Below are 15,920 nucleotides of genomic sequence, written 5' to 3' on the forward strand. Positions count from 1 at the left end.
TGCATACACAATCGATCGAGCCGTCGATGCTGAGACAGATCGGAGATGACGGAATGGCGAATGGTTTCGAAACCGAGGATGACGGCGATGATCGCGGGTTGCTCTCCGACCGCATTCGCAACGCCCTGACGGACGAGATCGCCACCGGCACGCTGGCGGCGGGCGCAGCGTTGGACGAACAGCAGCTTGCCGATCGTTTTGGCGCCTCCCGGACGCCGGTTCGCGAAGCGCTGCGTCAGCTGGCGGCGGGCGGCCTCGTCGAGCTTCGCGCCCGGCGCGGCGGCGTCGTCGCCCGCATGACGCCGGAGCGCATCATGGAAATGTTCGAAACGGTGGCCGAGATCGAGGCCGTATGTGTCAGGCTCGCCACCTACCGCATGACGCCGCTGGAGCGCAGCCATCTGATCGAACTGCACGACCTCTCAAAGCCGATTGTCGAAGCCGGAAATTTCGACGCCTATGACAGCTTCAACCGCCAATTCCATGAAGCCATCTATCACGCCACCCACAATAGCTTCCTTGCCGAACAGGCGATCGCCGTGCGCAACCGCCTGAATGCCTTCCGGCGCACGCAGCTGCGCCAGGGCGAACGGCTGCGCCGATCCCGCGACGAGCACGAGGCGATCATGCAGGCGATCGCCGAAGGCGACGGTGAGATGGCATCGCGGCGCATGCGCGCCCACATGCTGAACGCCGCCACCTCGCTCAGCCGCTTCATCGAAACCAACAAGCCGGGGGGAGTTTGACGTTCCTACGGCACGGGGCAGCGGTATTTATAGGCGATCAATGTCGTCATCAGCTCGTCGCCCGTGGCCTCGCGAATGCCGGGATTCTCGTCTAGGAATGTACACAACGTATCGCCGATTGCTTCCGCGGTCGTTCCAACCGGCACACAGACGTTTACCCCGACGGAGTTGGCAAAATACGCCGAGTTCACCATTGCTTTCGACGCAGGAACGACTTCGGTGAAAATACGGCGGGCCAGATACTCGTCCCGGTTCCACTTGTCCAACCAACCCGCGACATATCCAACGACAAACTGCCGTGAGCCGCCGCAATCAGAATAGAGGAAGTCACCGCTGGAAAATCCGGCGGGAATCTTTGGTGAAACCGTTGCCAACAGCGTGGCGATAAGAATGCCCGACATCACATCTCCAAAGCTCGCGATGGCGGAGCTTTGATCGGGAAAGTGTCGGAAATTAGCTTCAAACGTGTCATCTTTTTTGCTGCAACCAAAAAACAAAATGGCCGCTAATCTCGCCTCAGCCTCAATAGAACCGACTGACCTCAAGCCCGCTCCCGACCGGCAGCAGCACGCTTGATATCCCTGGCTTGGCGCGAACGGCTTCCGCTGATCGGCCGATCATTGCCCCGGCGGAACGGCACCGGAAAGTTAAACTTTGGCAATCATCGCTCTTGTTGACCACCTTGCCGTTGCAGATGCCGCCGTCGTCGGCTACATCATGCCGTCAATGGTCGGGTCACCCGGCCACGTAAGCGTTAACGTCACTCAACGCGTATGATCGAACGGCTTTGCGGCTTCGATCTGCGCGACTGTGTCCTGCGGATCGAGCTTCAGAAGCCCCGGAAGGACACATGGATAACAATCAATTCCAAGATCAAGCTTCATCGACCCCTGGCATTGAGCGGATTCGCCACGATACGCGGCGGCGCTTACTGACGGTCGAAAGCGTCATCAATATCACTCCGAGCATGCGCCGGGTCATATTGGCAGGTGACGATCTCGCCGATTTCATCAGTCTCGGTGCTGACGATCACATCAAGATCTTCACTCCCACTGCCGATGGTGGAGAAGAACGTCGTGACTACACGCCGCGCCGCTATGACAATGCCGAGCGGAAATTGACCATCGACTTCGCCCTGCACGAAGCAGGCCCGGTGACCCAATGGGCGATCAATTCGCGCCCCGGCGACAGGCTCGAGATCGGCGGACCAAGGGGCTCCGCCGTAGTTTCCGCAACAGTCAAACGGTGGCTGCTGATTGGCGACGAAACCGCGTTGCCGGCGATCGGCCGCCGGATCGAGGAGAGCGGCGCCGGAACCGTCATCACCACAATCGCAGCCGTCACCGGCCCCTTGGAAGAGCAGAGCTTCGAGACATCAGCCGAACTGCACCTCCACTGGGCGCATCGGCCTCTCTCGCAGGCAACCGATGCCGCAGCGCTGCTGAAGCTGTTGAGCGCGGTCGATATCCAGCCGGAGACCTTCGTCTGGGTCGCGGCGGAAGCCTCGGTGACACGCGATATCCGCGCCTACCTGCTGGAACGAGGTTGCCCACTCGGCTGGATCAAGGCGTCCGGCTACTGGGTATTCGGCAAGGCCGATACGACGGAGAAGTTCGGCTAGGCGGCGAGGCGTCTACGGACCGCCGCTCCCGAAACTGGGGGCGACGGCCGGACAAGCTGGTCGAAAAGAGTCACAAATTCAGTTGCGATTTAATCGGATACGATGTATATGTAACTCCTAGTATTCAGAGCCTGGATAGGATGAAACCATGCCCGTATCTAAAACCGCAAGACAGCCTGGGACGCCTGCGCCCGCCTCCCCGTCAGCGGGCAAGGACGGCCGGAAACTTTCCAACTTTCTGTGCTTCGCGGTCTATTCTGCAAATCTCGCCTTCGGCCGCGCCTACAAGCCGATCCTAGATGAACTTGGCCTGACCTATACGCAATACATCGCCATGGTGGCCCTCTCCGAAGAGGATGACCAGACCGTTGGAGTGTTGGGGGAAAAAATGTTCCTCGAATCCAACACGCTGACGCCCATCCTCAAGAAGCTGGAGTCGAATGGCTATATCACCCGTCACCGCGATCCCGCCGACGAACGGCAGGTACGGGTCAGCCTGACGCCGGCAGGGCGCCAACTCGTTGAAACCGATCCCGGCAACGCGCTGCTTGGGGCCACCGGCCTTGGCGACGACTTTCCCGTCGTCCAGAAGTCGGTGACGACGCTGCGCGACAACCTCCTGCGGTCAACGCAGGGCGAACCGGGGAAATCGTGATTGCGGCATCAGTCGCCCGATCCCGCCTAGAGCATGTCGCGCAAAAGAAAGCGAATCTGAAAGATCGCGACACGCTTTAGGTCTACTGTCGCAGCGGCCGGAACGCAGCCCTGAGCTCGGCAGTGAAAACCATCGGCTGTTCCCAGGCGGCGAAGTGACCGCCCTTCGGCAGCCGGTTGTAGTGGATGAGCTTCGGATAGGCCTTCTCCGCCCAGCTCTGCGGCGCCTGGTAGATCTCATCGGGAAAAGCACTGACCGCCACCGGGATCTTGATGCCCCTGGGATCGAAGAACCCGCCCGACGGATGGTGCGCGTTGTCCCAATAGAGGCGTGCCGAGGAGATTGCTGTGTTCGTCAGCCAGTAGAGCGTGACGTTGTCGAGGATATCATCCTTGGTCAGCCCCTCGGGCTCTCCGTCGAAAACGCGGGCGATCATCCGGTAACTGCGGATGTCGTGATCGAGCATCCACGCCGCAAGCCCGACCGGCGAGTCGACGATCCCGTAGAGCGTCTGCGGCCGGTTGTTCATCTCGACGGCATAGCCCAGCCCATTCTTGTAGAAATCGTCGAGCTGATCGAAGGCGCGCCTTTCGTCCGGCGACAGGTCGGCTGGCGGCATGCCGCCGGCGGCAAGAGCCTTGGCGATGTCAGCAGGAACCGTGGCCGCCATGTTCGTGTGAATGCCGAGCAATCCCGCCGGCTCCTGCACCGCCATCAATTCGGTGACCGCATTACCCCAGTCGCCACCCTGCGCCACGAACTTCGTGTAGCCGAGACGTTGCATCAGCGTCGCCCAGGCATGCGCGATGCGCGGTGGGTTCCAGTTCCCCGACCCCGTCGGTTTCCCGGAAAAGCCGTAACCCGGCAAAGACGGGATCACCACGTCAAATGCGTCCTCTTCGCTCCCGCCATGCGCTGTCGGATCGGTGAGCGGTTCGATGATCTTCAGTTGTTCGATGATCGAGCCGGGCCATCCATGTGTGACGATCAGCGGCAGCGCATTTTTATGCTTGGAGCGGACGTGAATGAAGTGGATATCCAGCCCGTCGATTTCGGTGATGAATTGCGGCAAAGCATTGAGCCGCGCCTCCATCTTGCGCCAGTCGTAATCCGTCGCCCAATGTTTCGCGAGTTTCTGGATTGTCGCGAGCTGCACGCCCTGCGTATCATCGGCGACGGTCTCCTTATCAGGCCAACGGGTGGCCGCGACGCGCCGGCGCAGATCGTCAAGCTGATCCTCGGGGAAATTGACGCTGAACGGGCTAAACCCGTCGCCATTCGCCTCAGCGCTGCGCGTCCCGGCAAGCATGCCGATGGCCCCGGCGGCGGCCGTGGCGGCAAGCAGCTCGCGTCGCGTGGGCGTTGATAGGGATGTGGGTGGCATGACGCTCTCCTCTCCGTTTGATCTGTTCGGAAACGGACGAAGATCGACTGACCGACCTCGTTCGCAACAGCAGGTCATTCGCGTCTGTCTGGGGACTATGCGCCCGGGCAATACAGGGGTCAACTTACCCTGTCAGGCTATGCCTCGACTGTCTCGACTGACGACCGGTCATTGCAAAGAGCCGTGGCTGCGGGCAGCATCGGCGCCAGATCGATGAGGCAGAGGAGATTGCATGCCCGACATCGCGATGGGCGTCTTGAGCCAGAACGGAACCGTTCTTCTGGCCAAGCGCAGTTCCAAGCGCAGGGTACACCCGGATCGCTGGAGCCTCCCGGGCGGCCATATCGAAGACGGCGAAGACGCCGAGACGGCAATGCGCCGGGAATTGATGGAAGAAATAGGCGTGACGCCGCAGCGCTGGCAGTTTGCGGGAAAGTTCGTATCGGAAGACCCGCCCGAGGCATCCGCCACCTTTCATGTCTATCGCATCGATCAGTGGCACGGCTATCCGCGGCTGGTCGATGACGAACACACCGAGCTTAGATGGTTTGGTGTCGCCACGATAGAATGCGATGTCGAGCTGGCGCCACCGCAACTCGGCAAAATGCTCGCAAACCTGGCCAGCCGGGAAACGGGGAAGCCCGCTTAGATCTCTTGGCGGCTATGATCCCGCGCCGGCTGAGTCCTGAGCCTAAGGAGCGTGATGCCGGACGACATCGTCAAGCGCGCCTTCCTCCATTTTCTCGGCGGCCCTGGCATAGCCGCCGCCCATTCCATCGAGGAAATGCAGGTGCGAATCCGGCCTGTCTGATGGCACCAGACAGGTCATCAGCGCATGGGATTGCCGATGCAGTCCGAAGTTGATCTTGCCGCGCGCCCTCGCCGGAACGAGGATCGCTTCGACCCTGTCGATCTGTTCCGGTGTGCAGTCCAGCGTCAGACGCAAACCGTCGTCGAACTTGCGGAAATCCGAATTGGCGGCGACCTCCGACCAGCCTTTCGCATCGACCTGCTTCCCGCCGTCTCCTGACATGGGAACATCGCCGGGAAGCGGATGAGATTGGCGCGGTGCGGCATCGAAAATCGCAAGCACGCGTTTCGCCAGCGCCGCAAAGACCTCGGGACGGGTATGGTCATTTGGCTCGACCAGCAGCGACAGGATCTCGCCTCGCTGGCTTGGGAACGGGGTCCAGTCACAGCTGAGGCCGGTCAGGTCGGGCTTCGTCGCGTAGCGGCCCGGCTTGACCAGATACCGGCCGTTCTTGATCTGCTGCTCCGCCCATTTGAGCCCGCCCCCTGCAAACATCGCATAGTTCGCGTTCTCGGAGGCGGCATAACGGGCAATTCTGACATCGCGCCCACTGGTGCGGATCTCGCGCACGGTCAGCAGCCCGATACGAAGGGTAAGATCGAGATCGGCTCTTGCAAAGCCCGCGACCTGCCGCAATGCCGATGTCGCCGCCATGATGCCCTGGGGCGGCAAGGCGAATGCTGCCCCGTCTCCGCGAAACACGAAGGGGAAATCGAACGAACCCCAGGCATTGCCGAGAGCGGCGATGATCGATGCGCCCGCATAGTTGACGTCTTCGTAGCGCCCCGACCGGATCGCCGTGGTCGAGTTGACGACATCAGTGATGCCGATCAGCCAGTCATCGGGCAACGGCTCATAGACATCAGGGTCGAGCACATGTGAAAACTCATCATAGGCCTGGTGCGACTGGCCGTGGCTATTGATCATGGCTTGCTCTCCAGATCGGCAAGGTTTCCCGTGCCTGCTACTTCAGAAAGAGGTCTGCCGGCCGACCGGCAGGCCCTCCGCATCAAATCCTCCGGCGAGGAGGTCTGCCCTCGCCCGCTCAGACAAGCTTGGTCTCGACGTCGATATTGCCGTGTGTCGCCTTGGAATAAGGGCAGATGCCATGGGCTGCCTCGATCAGCTCCTGCGCGATGTCGCGATCGATGCCGGACAGGCTGACATTGAGGCGCGCCCTCAGGAAGAAGGAGCCGTTGTCGGCGTTGAGAGTAATCTCCGCGTCGACCTCGGGACCGGCCGGCAGCGTGATCTTTCTCTGGGCAGCGGCAAGTTCGATGGCGCCGATGTAGCAGGCCGACCAGGCGATGCCGAACAGGTTTTCAGCGGCCGGATGCGGCTGCGGCAGCTTGATGTCGATCGTCCCGTCGCTGCTGCGTGCGGAGCCGTCGCGGCCGCCGGAGATGTGGGTTTTGCCGGTAAAGAGAAGCTTCTCGGTCATGGTGATATCCTTTCGGTTTAAGTTTTATTCGCATCCGATTAAATCGGATGCGCTCTAATACGCTCAGCCAAAACCGATGTCAACAACATTCCGATTTAATCGGATGCGATTTGTTTCTATAGGCGAAAACGCGCCATATCCGGGCAACCCTCAGCGGCAGCTATGCGAACAAGGGCGCCCGTGGCGCAAGGTCACGTCTTGTCCGGGAATAGGGCCATCTATAGGCTCTGCCGACGAACCAAAGGCGGGGCGCATCCTGTGAAGAAACCCGGAGAGATGCCATGTCCTCCATAACAGCAGACAATGCGGGACAGTATGGCGACAGCCGGAAGCTTGCCGCGCGGGCTCGACTGCATAGCCAATACACCATCGCCGAGACGGCCTGGTTTCCATGGGTTGCGGCGCGATTGCCACTGAAACCGGGCGATCGCGTCCTCGACGTCGGCTGCGGGCCAGCCTGGTTCTGGGCGGCAACGGCAGGTCTGCTGCCGGCGGACCTCCACCTGACGCTCGCCGACCTCTCACCTGGCATGGTCGACGAGGCGGTGGGGCGTTGCAGCGCGCTGCCGTTCGGCTCCGTTCGAGGCTGCCGAGCCGATGCTGCCGCGCTCCCCTTCGACGATGAAGCCTTCGATGCCGTGATCGCGATGCATATGCTCTATCACCTGCCCGACCCGGCGGCCGGCATCGCCGACATGTCAAGAGTGCTGAAGCCGGGCGGCGTTCTCGCGGTCACCGCCAACGGCGCCGATAATATGCGGGAGATTTACGAGCTGACGACCATATTTGGCAGTGCCCCATCCGATCCGGCTGCCGAAGCCTTCGGATATGACGCTGCCGAACGATCGATGCGGTCGCAGTTTGGAAACGTCAGCATGTCGCAGCATCCGGCAAGCCTGCGGATCACCGAGCCCGAGGATGTATTCCTGGCGCTCACCTCCTATCCGCCCGGCGATCGCGCCGGCGAAACTCAACTCATCCGGTTCCGTCAAGCCATTGCCGAAGCGTTCAGCCAACGCAGCGGCGTGCTTGAGGTCCGCAAAGAGGTTGCGCTGTTCCTCAGCAGAAAGACGGGCTGATCGGTGCCGTGGGGCGTTCAGACCTTCTCTTTCTTCCTGATTTTTTCTTTCGGTTCGACCGGTGCATCGGGCGTCGGCGCCAACAGCTTGCGCAGTGACGAGATCTTGTCCTTCACCAGCGGCCGGAAGCGCGTCGCGCGATAGGGCATGTCGGCCGCCCCATAACCTTCCGGCCCGTCGTCATTGCCGCGATTGATTTCCGCGAGTTTCACCCCGATGAACGTGCCGTCGATATAATGGGTATATTCGCCCACCCAGCGGATCGTATAGATCTCGCCCTTGCGGATCAGCTGGTCGATGCTGACATGCTTGAAGGTATCGTTGATGCAGACGACCTTCTGGCCGACGTGGAAATCATAGCTCATGGATCAAACTCTCGAAACGGCAATCCGCCTGGCCGATCTATAGCGTGCCCTGCGGCGGGGATGAACCGTTTTCTGCTAGCCCGGCCGCAACATCAGCATCCGCCGCATGGTTTAGCAGGACATGCATCAGTCACAATAGGCCTTGCCGCTCTTGCGGGAGCGAAGATCGAAGTGGAAGTGGTTCCAATGCTCCGGGTTGCTGCCGGGGCCGAGCACGGTGTTGAAATAGCGGCAGCTGTCGCTGCGCACCGCCTTCAAAAGCCGCCCTTCGCGTAACGAGAACAGGCCCTTCTTGCGCACGTCGATCTCGTGGCCGTTCTTCAGCACGAACTTGCCGACGTCGATGGCGTTGCCGCGGGCGTGTTCCGACATCGGATTGTATTTCTGCCGGCTGTTGTTCATGCGTCGGCAGGAATAGCCGCCGAGCGGCTGGATCGTCTTGATGCCGGACCAGTAACGGTAGCGAGCGGACGGCGCCAGTTCGTTCTTCACCCATTTGGCGAAGGCAAGCGTCACCTGGCAGTTCAGCGTCACGGCGGGGCGGACGCCGATATTGCCGGAAAGCCCCTTCAGCGACACCGGATAAGGTACCTGGCAGGCCGGCCCGTTCGAGATCGGCGGCTTGTTGTCGAAGAGAACCCCCATGCGCTTCAGCTCGCGCCGGCAGGCAAGCTCGGAGGATGGCATGACGCTGGGATCGACGGGCGCCGCCGGCTCGCTCATCATCGGATTGTTCGGCCGCAGCATCGCGACCTCTTCGCTCTCGTCCTCTTCGGGAACACGGGCCGGCGCCACAACAGGGCTGCCGTCGTTCCAGGCGGGCGCCCGGCTCATCTGTGCCTCGGCCGCCGGCTGCGGCATTGGCTGCTGCGGGGGCTGGCGCATAGGTTGGTTGAGCTGCGTTGGATTGTCGGTGCCGATGCCGTCGACAACCGGCTCGGTGGCGTTGCCCTCGGCGATCTGCTGATGTTGTTCCTGCGCCAGCCCGACGACCGGCTCGGCCCCGAGATTGTCATCCATGTTGACGCCGCCGGACGGGATCGCAAGATCTTGCGTGCCGCCCCAGTTCTGGTTCTGCTGCGCCAGCGCCTCGTCGCTGTCGATCATCGGCAGCCTCCCCCCCTGCGCCCGCGGTGCGGTTCGCGCCGCGTGGCCGGTGCCGGCAAGGTTTGGCGTATCGAGATAATCGACGGAGCCCTGGCTATTGCCGACGGGCGCGCTGGAAACCGGATAGGAGGCCTGGCTCTCCACCGGAGCCATGCGCACGGCAGGCGCCATGCGCGCTGCCCCCCGCGACGGCGAGATCGAGCTGACCCTGGTGCCGTTGTCGACATTGGCCGGCGGCACCAGCCCATCACTGATCGAACAGGTCGTCAGCACCACCGAGAGCAGCACGGGCAAAAGGGATCGCCGAGGAAAGGAAACAAACGCCATACTCTTATCGCTTCCGCAGGCTGGCTGGGCAGTGACCGAAAAAACTCACTCCAATTTTAATTAAAAACGGTGAATGAAAACTTACCGGCACAATCTGAACGCGACGGAAATGAAAAAGGCCGGTTTCCCGGCCTTTCATCTCTACGTTTCCTCACGCTGCCCGTGTGTATCGGGTCACCGGTGGCGGCTCCCCGCGCAGGCGGAAATTCGAAAGCAGAGCCTTCAACTGGGTGCTCTCGTCGGCGAGTGTGCGGCTAGCCGCCGTCGTCTCCTCGACCATCGCGGCATTCTGCTGCGTCATCTGGTCCATGTGATTGACCGAGCCGTTGATCTCGTTCAGCCCGGTCGACTGCTCGCGCGCCGCCGTCGCGATTGATGCGACGTGATCGTTGACCTGGTTGACCAACGCCTCAATCTCCAACAGTGCCTCACCCGTCGAGCGCACCAGCGCCACCCCACCCTCGACCTCCGTTGCCGACCGGCTGATCAGTTCCTTGATCTCCTTGGCCGCATTGGCGGAACGCTGGGCAAGTTCACGCACTTCCTGGGCGACGACGGCAAAGCCGCGGCCCGCCTCGCCCGCCCTCGCAGCCTCGACGCCGGCATTCAGTGCCAGAAGGTTCGTCTGGAAGGCGATCTCGTCGATGACCGAGATGATCTGACCGATGCGGTTGGACGAATCCTCGATCCGGCCCATCGCGGTGACCGCGTTGCGGACGATCTCGCCGGATTTTCCGGCGCTTGCCTTGGTCTCCGCTACCATCTCGCGCGCCTCGTTCGCCCGCTCGGATGCCGTCTTGACCGTCGCGGTGATCTCATCGAGCGCTGCCGCCGTTTCTTCGAGTGCGGCTGCCTGCTGCTCCGTACGCTTCGACAGATTGCCGGTCGCCTCGCTGATGTCGGACGCGCTGTCGTTGACGACACGGCTCGATGCGGCGATCGCATGGATGACGCCGTTCAGCGCGTCGACGGCGGCGTTGAAATCGCCCCTCAGCTTGGCGTAGTCCTCGCCGATATCGCCGATCGCGACCGTCAAATCGCCGCTCGCAAGCTTTTCGAGGCCGACGCCGAGCGCCTGCATCGCATGGGTCTGCCGTTCGGAGGCAGAGCGCAGGCTCGCCTCGTTGCCGCGGCGCTCCTCCTCGATCTGCCGCTGCCGCTCGTCTTCCCGCCCGCGCAGCGCGCTGCGTTCGTCGACGGAGTCACGCAGTACCAGCAGAACCTTGGCCATCTGTCCGACCTCGTCGCGGCACTCGCTGCCGGCGATCTCCACCGATGCTTCTTCGGCGGCGATCGCGTTCATCGCCGTCTTCAGCCGGGCGATCGGCGCCGTCACGCTGCGCACGATGGCAAAGGCGATCGCGATCGTCGCCGCAGCGCCGATCAGGCAGGCCATCGTGGCCCAGAGCAAATTCTGGCGATAAAGCGCGGCAAGGTCGTCGGCATAAACGCCGGTGCCGACGATCCAGCCCCAGGGCTCGAAACCGGCGACATAGGAGTATTTCAGCACTGGCTCATCGGCGCCCGGCTTCGGCCAGAGATAGTCGACGAAACCCCTGCCGTCCTTCTTCACCTTGTTGACGAACTCGACGAACAGGAATTTGCCGGTCGGGTCCTTCATCTGCGAGATATCGGTACCATCAAGTGCCGGCTTGATCGGGTGCATCACCATTTTGGGATGCATGTCGTTGATCCAGAAATAGCCGTCGGCGCCGTAGCGCATCGCGCCGATCACGTCCTTGGCGGCCGCCTGCGCCTGCTCGCGGGTCATCGTGCCCGCCTGCTCCATCTTGTAATATTTTTCGAAGATGCCGAGCGCCGTCGCATCCAACTGCGCCAGCCCTGCCTTCCGCTCGTCTTCCAGCTCGGAGTAAGAATAGTTCAGAAAGAAGACCATCGTCGCCGCGAGCACGGCAAGCGTGAAGCCAACGAGACAATAAAGACGGGTGGAAATCTTGACGTTGCGCATGAGGTTCCCAGCGATTCTTATAGGTGAAATCAATCGCATTCTGAATTGCCGGAATTACTGGAGCGTAAAGCTTAATTAGAAGAAGATTAAATAACGTAAGGTTAGGTGACATCCCTAAAATTCAACCATTTGAAATCGAATGAAATTTCAATCGGCAACGGCAGCAACATTTTTCCCATCGGCCGTCCGTAGCGCTTGGTCTTGACGTCTTTTACAGCCCTCAGCCTTTGCACTAGGGTGCTTCGCAGTGAATCGCCGGCCCGACGCCACACCAGATGGAGAAGACTCGATGACCGATGCCGCCAAGCCGAGAGGCGAACTGACGCTCAGGACGCTTGCCATGCCAGGCGATGCCAATCCGGCTGGAGATATCTTCGGCGGCTGGGTCATGGCGCAGATGGACCTTGCCTCAGGCATCCGTGCGGCCGAGCGCGCCAAGGGTCGCGTCGTCACCGCCGCCGTCAAGGAGATGGCCTTCGAGCTGCCGGTCAAGATCGGCGACACGTTGTCCGTCTATACGGATATCGACCGTGTCGGCCGCACCTCGATCACGCTGTGCGTCGAAGCCTGGGCGCACCGCGCACGTTACGCCAAGATGGAAAAGGTCACAGCTGGCACCTTCATCATGGTGGCGCTCGACGAAGAGGGCAAACCGAAACAAGTCCCCGAAGAGTGACAGGCCAGGATCGAAAGCATGGAAACGGTGAGCTCGCCGGAGGTCTTCCTTCACATCAAGGTGGTGATGGGCATGGTCATCAGCCTTTCGCTTGCCAGGGTGCTCACCGGCCTTGCCGGCATCGTCCAGCATCCTGGTAAGGCCAAGGTCTATCCGATCCATCTCGGCTGGGCGCTGTCGATGTTCCTGTTCATCATCCATATCTGGTGGTGGGAATATCGCCTGCAGGCGGTGCCGGCTATCGGCTTCGGCATCTATCTCTTCCTCGTCTGCTTCTGCAGCCTGTTCTTCCTGCTCTGCGCCCTGCTCTTTCCTGCCTCGCTCGACGAATATGGCGGCTACGAGCAATATTTCATTTCCCGGCGCAAATGGTTCTTCGGCATCCTCGGTCTCACCTACGCCATCGATATTCTCGACACGGCGATCAAGGGCCATGAGCGCATCCTCTCGCTCGGCTGGGAATATCCCGTCCGCAACATCATCTACATCATCCTCTGCGCCATCGCCGCCTGGACCCCCAACCGCCGCTTCCATACGGTCTTCATCATCGCGAACCTGGTCTACCAGGTGAGTTTCATCTTCCGGCTTTATGATGTTCTGGGGTGAGATGCGATCCCGCGAAGCGGGAGCAATCGATCCAGTGAATCGATTGCAGCATCGAACGCCCTGAGCCCAAGCGAAGGGCCGGGCAGCGGTTCGCTCCACAAACCTTCACCTCAAGCCCGCGGCCTCTCTCCAGTCTCGTCCTTGTACGCAGGCCAAAGGCCGGAGCCTCGAAGGGCGAGGCTGGCCACCCACTTCGCAAATGCGGATGCCGCCGAGGGCGCGAAGCCACCCGCCCCCGTGGTTCGAGACGGCCCTTTGGGCCTCCTCACCATGAGGGCTGGTCGGTGTACCGCGCTCCCCGCCCTCCGTACAGTGCCGTCACAAAAGGCGGAGCAAGACGTCCGCCATCCCCTCACCCCTTAATAAACTGCGACCCCTTATCAAACCCCAGCCCCGGAAAGATCTTCCCCGTCAGATCATCCGCACTCACATCGAACTGCCGGTAGAGCATCGCCGCCGCCACCTCGCGCACATCGGCCGTCGGCATCAAATCGCGGTCGTCGAGCAGTTGGCCATCCCCAACTCCGGGCCAACGGCCGAGGATGCGGCCGCCGTTGATGGCGCCGCCTGATAACAGCGCACAGCCGCCGGTGCCGTGGTCGGTGCCGGCTGAGCCGTTCTGGCGGACGGTGCGGCCGAATTCGGTCATGGCGAGCACCACCGTCTTTGCCCAGATCTCAGACCCGAGCGTGGTCTTCAGCGTATTGATCGCCTGCGAAAGGTCCTGCACCGGCCGCTTGAACTGGCCGGCCTGGCCGATATGGGTGTCCCAGCCTGATATCGAGAAGCTGGCGATGCGGTAATCGCCCTTCAACATGGTGGCGGCAAGGGCCGCCACATCGGCGACCTTTGCGCCGCGCTGGCCCTCCGGCTCGACCATCATCGACGCGCTGTTGGCCCGCGTCGCCTCGGCAAGCGCCTCGGCGAACGGCGGATCGCCGGCATAGAGCCGCTCCAGGAATTGCATCTCGTCGCGCGCCGGCGCCAGATTGGAATCCGACGCCCAGACATCGACATTGTTCGGCCCGGAGAGGATCAGCTCCGTCGAAGTGTTGATGTCGATCGCCTTGCGCGCATCCGAACGCGGAATGACGGCGAGCGCCCGGTTCAGCCAGCCGGTCTTTTCCTCGGCGACATGCTCGCCGCCGGATTCCAGCATGTCCTGCCCGTCGAAATGGCTGCGCTGGTCGCGGTAGGGCGTCGACACCGCATGCACGAAGGCAAGCTCGCGGCTTTTCCACAGCGGCAGCAGCTCGGCCGCCGCAGGATTGAGGCCGAAATGCCCATCGAGATCGAGAAGCCCGGTATCGGGCGTCAGCGCCAGGGTCGGCCTGAGCGCGGCAAAGCCGGCATCGCCATAGGGCTGCACCAGATCCAGCCCGTCCATCGCGCCGCGCAGCACGATGGTGACGAAACGGTTGTCACCCGGCATCGCCGCGAAAGTGACCGGCGTGAAGACGGGGGCCGCGGCAAGACAGCAGGCCGACGTCAGAAAGCCACGGCGGGAAAGCAGGATCTGGCTCATGGGCAGACGCTCCTATCGGCGATTGAATTCGGGGGAAGCCAGCACCAGCGTCAATCCGCTGATCTTGTTCGGCGCCTGCGACACCACGCGGATCGTTTCGTCGCGCGCGGCATCGGCAAGCGTCGATTTCAGGAATTCGCGCGGATCCTCGTCCCGGCCGAACTGTGCTGCGGCCCGCCTTGCCCAGGCCAGCCGCTCGGCGAGCTGGCTGCCGGTGATCCAGGCGGAAAAGCCTTCCTCGAAACCGGCCGGGCTCGGCGGCAGCCAGGTCGGCTGGCCCATGCGCCTGAGTGCACCCTGCCCCAGCGCCCGCGCCGTCTGGAAGGCTTTGAGGCGTTTGTCCCTCGCCTCGCCGGCGGGATCCGTCGTCACCGGCGATCCTGCCATGCCGGGCGTGTTCGCCGTCATGTCGCCCTCGTCCGTGCCTTGCTGGTTCGCCGCTAGGAAGCTGCCGACAACGCCGTTGATCGGTCCCGCATTCAACGCCCTCAGGCCGGCGACGATATAGTCGAAAGGCTGGCGCGCCTTGGCGCCCTCGTCGCGCCAGGCCGCGGGATGGTCGAGCATCGCAGTGTAGACGGCGGTCAGGTCTCCATCCGTCTTCTTCCAGGCGTCTGCCATGTCGGACACCATGCCCTCGTCGGGCTGGTCGGCGATGAAATGCACCGCGAGCTTGCGGCTGATATGCGCCGCCGTCTTCGGATGGAGCGCGAGATCGTCGAGCATATCGAGATAATCGTCGCGCGAACGCCTGCGCCCGCCATAGCTGACGCCAAGCACCTCATGTACACCGGGCTCGGAAATATTCGGCCGGAACGCGATGCCCATCTCCTTGCGGTCGATGGTAAGCCCCGTCAGTACCATGGCCGCCGCCGTCACATCCGCCTGGCTGTAGCCGCTGCCGGCGCCGAGCGTGTGCAGCTCCAGCAGTTCGCGGCCGAGATTTTCGTTCAGCCCTTTGTTGCGCTTGATGCCGCCGGCCGAATCCGGCCCGAGCGAATCCGCCTGGTCGAGATAGATCAGCATGGCCGGATGGGCGGTGGCATTGCGCAGCAGATCGCCGAACTTGCCTGATATGAACGGCCGGATCGCCTCGGCCTCGTAGAGCGGCACGATGAGGCGCATCGGCAGGCTCTTATTGGCGCTGGTGGAGAAATGATCGGTCCAGAAGGTCGAAAGCCTCTCGTAGAAGCCGTACGGCGACAACACCGCCTGCATCAGCCGCAGGTTCGCATCGTGCTGGAACTGCTGCTGCACTTGCCGCTGCACGCCCTTGCGCATCTCGCGCTGCGTCGTATCGTCGGTCACCGTCTTGGCAGCCTGTCGGATCTGCTTCAACTGCGCCTGCAGGCTGAGAATCGCCTGGTGGCGCATATCGGGGCCGCCGAGGGGAAAGTCCGGCGTTGCCGTCGCCCCCATGCGCAGCTGGTCGATGAGCTCGTCCTTGCTGCCCGGCGGCACCTCGCCCGGCCGGAAACCATAGCCGAACCGGATCGCTGCCATCGTCGGGAAAGACAGGCTCATGGCCGTTCACCTCCTGATCACCGCTAAAGCAATTCCAGCAAAAGTGCGTCGCGGTTTTTGCGTCCGGAATTGCGTGAAACAAAC

At 62.1% G+C, this 15,920-nt stretch carries 16 protein-coding genes and 1 pseudogene; 7 read left to right on the top strand and 10 right to left on the bottom strand.

The window, feature by feature from the left end; all coding sequences use genetic code 11:
- Window positions 1-53 precede the first annotated feature (53 nt).
- Window positions 54-746, top strand: a complete 693-nt coding sequence (locus G9X68_RS13935) for a GntR family transcriptional regulator (protein ID WP_171602848.1) — start codon at window positions 54-56, stop codon at window positions 744-746.
- Between the two features lie 5 nt (window positions 747-751).
- Here the strand turns inward: G9X68_RS13935 and G9X68_RS13940 are convergent, their stop codons facing one another.
- Window positions 752-1,147 carry a Rap1a/Tai family immunity protein gene (locus G9X68_RS13940; RefSeq protein WP_171603070.1) on the bottom strand — a complete coding sequence of 132 codons (396 nt, stop codon included), beginning with the start codon at window positions 1,145-1,147 and terminating at the stop codon, window positions 752-754.
- A 121-nt stretch (window positions 1,148-1,268) separates the two neighbouring features.
- Window positions 1,269-1,352, bottom strand: a pseudogene (locus G9X68_RS31880) (O-methyltransferase); the annotation flags it as partial.
- 244 nt (window positions 1,353-1,596) lie between these two features.
- Between G9X68_RS31880 and G9X68_RS13945 the strand changes: the two are divergent.
- Both G9X68_RS13945 and G9X68_RS13950 read left to right on the top strand, forming a co-directional pair.
- Window positions 1,597-2,367, top strand: a complete 771-nt coding sequence (locus G9X68_RS13945; RefSeq protein ID WP_171602849.1) for a siderophore-interacting protein — start codon at window positions 1,597-1,599, stop codon at window positions 2,365-2,367.
- Between the two features lie 148 nt (window positions 2,368-2,515).
- Window positions 2,516-3,022 (top strand): MarR family winged helix-turn-helix transcriptional regulator, encoded by a 507-nt coding sequence (locus G9X68_RS13950; RefSeq protein WP_168313833.1) that lies wholly within the window; start codon window positions 2,516-2,518, stop codon window positions 3,020-3,022.
- Between the two features lie 82 nt (window positions 3,023-3,104).
- Here the strand turns inward: G9X68_RS13950 and G9X68_RS13955 are convergent, their stop codons facing one another.
- Window positions 3,105-4,406: an epoxide hydrolase family protein gene (locus G9X68_RS13955; RefSeq protein ID WP_171602850.1), complete on the bottom strand. Its 1,302-nt coding sequence runs from the start codon at window positions 4,404-4,406 to the stop codon at window positions 3,105-3,107.
- A 232-nt stretch (window positions 4,407-4,638) separates the two neighbouring features.
- Here G9X68_RS13955 and G9X68_RS13960 point away from each other — a divergent pair, with 232 nt between their 5' ends.
- A complete protein-coding gene (locus G9X68_RS13960; RefSeq protein ID WP_171602851.1) occupies window positions 4,639-5,055 on the top strand; it encodes an NUDIX hydrolase in 417 nt (138 codons plus the stop codon).
- A 42-nt stretch (window positions 5,056-5,097) separates the two neighbouring features.
- Here the strand turns inward: G9X68_RS13960 and G9X68_RS13965 are convergent, their stop codons facing one another.
- Window positions 5,098-6,144 (bottom strand): DUF3095 family protein, encoded by a 1,047-nt coding sequence (locus G9X68_RS13965; protein WP_171602852.1) that lies wholly within the window; start codon window positions 6,142-6,144, stop codon window positions 5,098-5,100.
- Window positions 6,145-6,262: 118 nt separating this feature from the next.
- Window positions 6,263-6,658 (bottom strand): Ohr family peroxiredoxin, encoded by a 396-nt coding sequence (locus G9X68_RS13970; protein WP_171602853.1) that lies wholly within the window; start codon window positions 6,656-6,658, stop codon window positions 6,263-6,265.
- A 281-nt stretch (window positions 6,659-6,939) separates the two neighbouring features.
- Between G9X68_RS13970 and G9X68_RS13975 the strand changes: the two genes are divergently transcribed.
- Window positions 6,940-7,737: a class I SAM-dependent methyltransferase gene (locus G9X68_RS13975; RefSeq protein WP_171602854.1), complete on the top strand. Its 798-nt coding sequence runs from the start codon at window positions 6,940-6,942 to the stop codon at window positions 7,735-7,737.
- A 17-nt stretch (window positions 7,738-7,754) separates the two neighbouring features.
- Here the strand turns inward: G9X68_RS13975 and G9X68_RS13980 are convergent, their stop codons facing one another.
- The 3 genes from G9X68_RS13980 to G9X68_RS13990 all read right to left on the bottom strand — a co-directional run bounded on the left by G9X68_RS13980 (window position 7,755) and on the right by G9X68_RS13990 (window position 11,505).
- On the bottom strand, window positions 7,755-8,102 hold the full coding sequence (locus G9X68_RS13980; RefSeq protein ID WP_012757920.1) for a CAP-Gly domain-containing protein: 348 nt from the start codon (window positions 8,100-8,102) through the stop codon (window positions 7,755-7,757).
- A 126-nt stretch (window positions 8,103-8,228) separates the two neighbouring features.
- Window positions 8,229-9,536 (bottom strand): extensin-like domain-containing protein, encoded by a 1,308-nt coding sequence (locus G9X68_RS13985; RefSeq protein ID WP_171602855.1) that lies wholly within the window; start codon window positions 9,534-9,536, stop codon window positions 8,229-8,231.
- 151 nt (window positions 9,537-9,687) lie between these two features.
- On the bottom strand, window positions 9,688-11,505 hold the full coding sequence (locus G9X68_RS13990) for a methyl-accepting chemotaxis protein (protein ID WP_171602856.1): 1,818 nt from the start codon (window positions 11,503-11,505) through the stop codon (window positions 9,688-9,690).
- A 289-nt stretch (window positions 11,506-11,794) separates the two neighbouring features.
- Between G9X68_RS13990 and G9X68_RS13995 the strand changes: the two genes are divergently transcribed.
- Complete coding sequence (locus G9X68_RS13995; RefSeq protein WP_003540707.1) at window positions 11,795-12,181, top strand: acyl-CoA thioesterase; 387 nt, start codon at window positions 11,795-11,797, stop codon at window positions 12,179-12,181.
- A gap of 18 nt (window positions 12,182-12,199) precedes the next feature.
- Window positions 12,200-12,787, top strand: a complete 588-nt coding sequence (locus G9X68_RS14000) for a hypothetical protein (RefSeq protein ID WP_171602857.1) — start codon at window positions 12,200-12,202, stop codon at window positions 12,785-12,787.
- 352 nt (window positions 12,788-13,139) lie between these two features.
- On the opposite strand, the gene G9X68_RS14005 is transcribed toward G9X68_RS14000, so the two are convergent.
- Together G9X68_RS14005 and G9X68_RS14010 are read right to left on the bottom strand one after the other, a co-directional pair.
- Complete coding sequence (locus tag G9X68_RS14005; protein WP_171602858.1) at window positions 13,140-14,312, bottom strand: DUF1501 domain-containing protein; 1,173 nt, start codon at window positions 14,310-14,312, stop codon at window positions 13,140-13,142.
- Between the two features lie 12 nt (window positions 14,313-14,324).
- Window positions 14,325-15,836: a DUF1800 domain-containing protein gene (locus G9X68_RS14010; RefSeq protein WP_171602859.1), complete on the bottom strand. Its 1,512-nt coding sequence runs from the start codon at window positions 15,834-15,836 to the stop codon at window positions 14,325-14,327.
- Between the last annotated feature and the right edge of the window lie 84 nt (window positions 15,837-15,920).

Origin of the sequence: Rhizobium changzhiense (genome assembly GCF_013087625.1) — a bacterium.
Classification (GTDB): domain Bacteria; phylum Pseudomonadota; class Alphaproteobacteria; order Rhizobiales; family Rhizobiaceae; genus Rhizobium; species Rhizobium sophorae.

Bases quoted from the DNA above. Each gene is read 5' to 3' on its own strand.
- G9X68_RS13935 (WP_171602848.1), top strand. From the start codon at position 54: ATGGCGAATGGTTTCGAAACCGAGGATGACGGCGATGATCGCGGGTTG.
- G9X68_RS13940 (WP_171603070.1), bottom strand. From the start codon at position 1,147: ATGTCGGGCATTCTTATCGCCACGCTGTTGGCAACGGTTTCACCAAAG.
- G9X68_RS13945 (WP_171602849.1), top strand. From the start codon at position 1,597: ATGGATAACAATCAATTCCAAGATCAAGCTTCATCGACCCCTGGCATT.
- G9X68_RS13950 (WP_168313833.1), top strand. From the start codon at position 2,516: ATGCCCGTATCTAAAACCGCAAGACAGCCTGGGACGCCTGCGCCCGCC.
- G9X68_RS13955 (WP_171602850.1), bottom strand. From the start codon at position 4,406: ATGCCACCCACATCCCTATCAACGCCCACGCGACGCGAGCTGCTTGCC.
- G9X68_RS13960 (WP_171602851.1), top strand. From the start codon at position 4,639: ATGCCCGACATCGCGATGGGCGTCTTGAGCCAGAACGGAACCGTTCTT.
- G9X68_RS13965 (WP_171602852.1), bottom strand. From the start codon at position 6,144: ATGATCAATAGCCACGGCCAGTCGCACCAGGCCTATGATGAGTTTTCA.
- G9X68_RS13970 (WP_171602853.1), bottom strand. From the start codon at position 6,658: ATGACCGAGAAGCTTCTCTTTACCGGCAAAACCCACATCTCCGGCGGC.
- G9X68_RS13975 (WP_171602854.1), top strand. From the start codon at position 6,940: ATGTCCTCCATAACAGCAGACAATGCGGGACAGTATGGCGACAGCCGG.
- G9X68_RS13980 (WP_012757920.1), bottom strand. From the start codon at position 8,102: ATGAGCTATGATTTCCACGTCGGCCAGAAGGTCGTCTGCATCAACGAT.
- G9X68_RS13985 (WP_171602855.1), bottom strand. From the start codon at position 9,536: ATGGCGTTTGTTTCCTTTCCTCGGCGATCCCTTTTGCCCGTGCTGCTC.
- G9X68_RS13990 (WP_171602856.1), bottom strand. From the start codon at position 11,505: ATGCGCAACGTCAAGATTTCCACCCGTCTTTATTGTCTCGTTGGCTTC.
- G9X68_RS13995 (WP_003540707.1), top strand. From the start codon at position 11,795: ATGACCGATGCCGCCAAGCCGAGAGGCGAACTGACGCTCAGGACGCTT.
- G9X68_RS14000 (WP_171602857.1), top strand. From the start codon at position 12,200: ATGGAAACGGTGAGCTCGCCGGAGGTCTTCCTTCACATCAAGGTGGTG.
- G9X68_RS14005 (WP_171602858.1), bottom strand. From the start codon at position 14,312: ATGAGCCAGATCCTGCTTTCCCGCCGTGGCTTTCTGACGTCGGCCTGC.
- G9X68_RS14010 (WP_171602859.1), bottom strand. From the start codon at position 15,836: ATGAGCCTGTCTTTCCCGACGATGGCAGCGATCCGGTTCGGCTATGGT.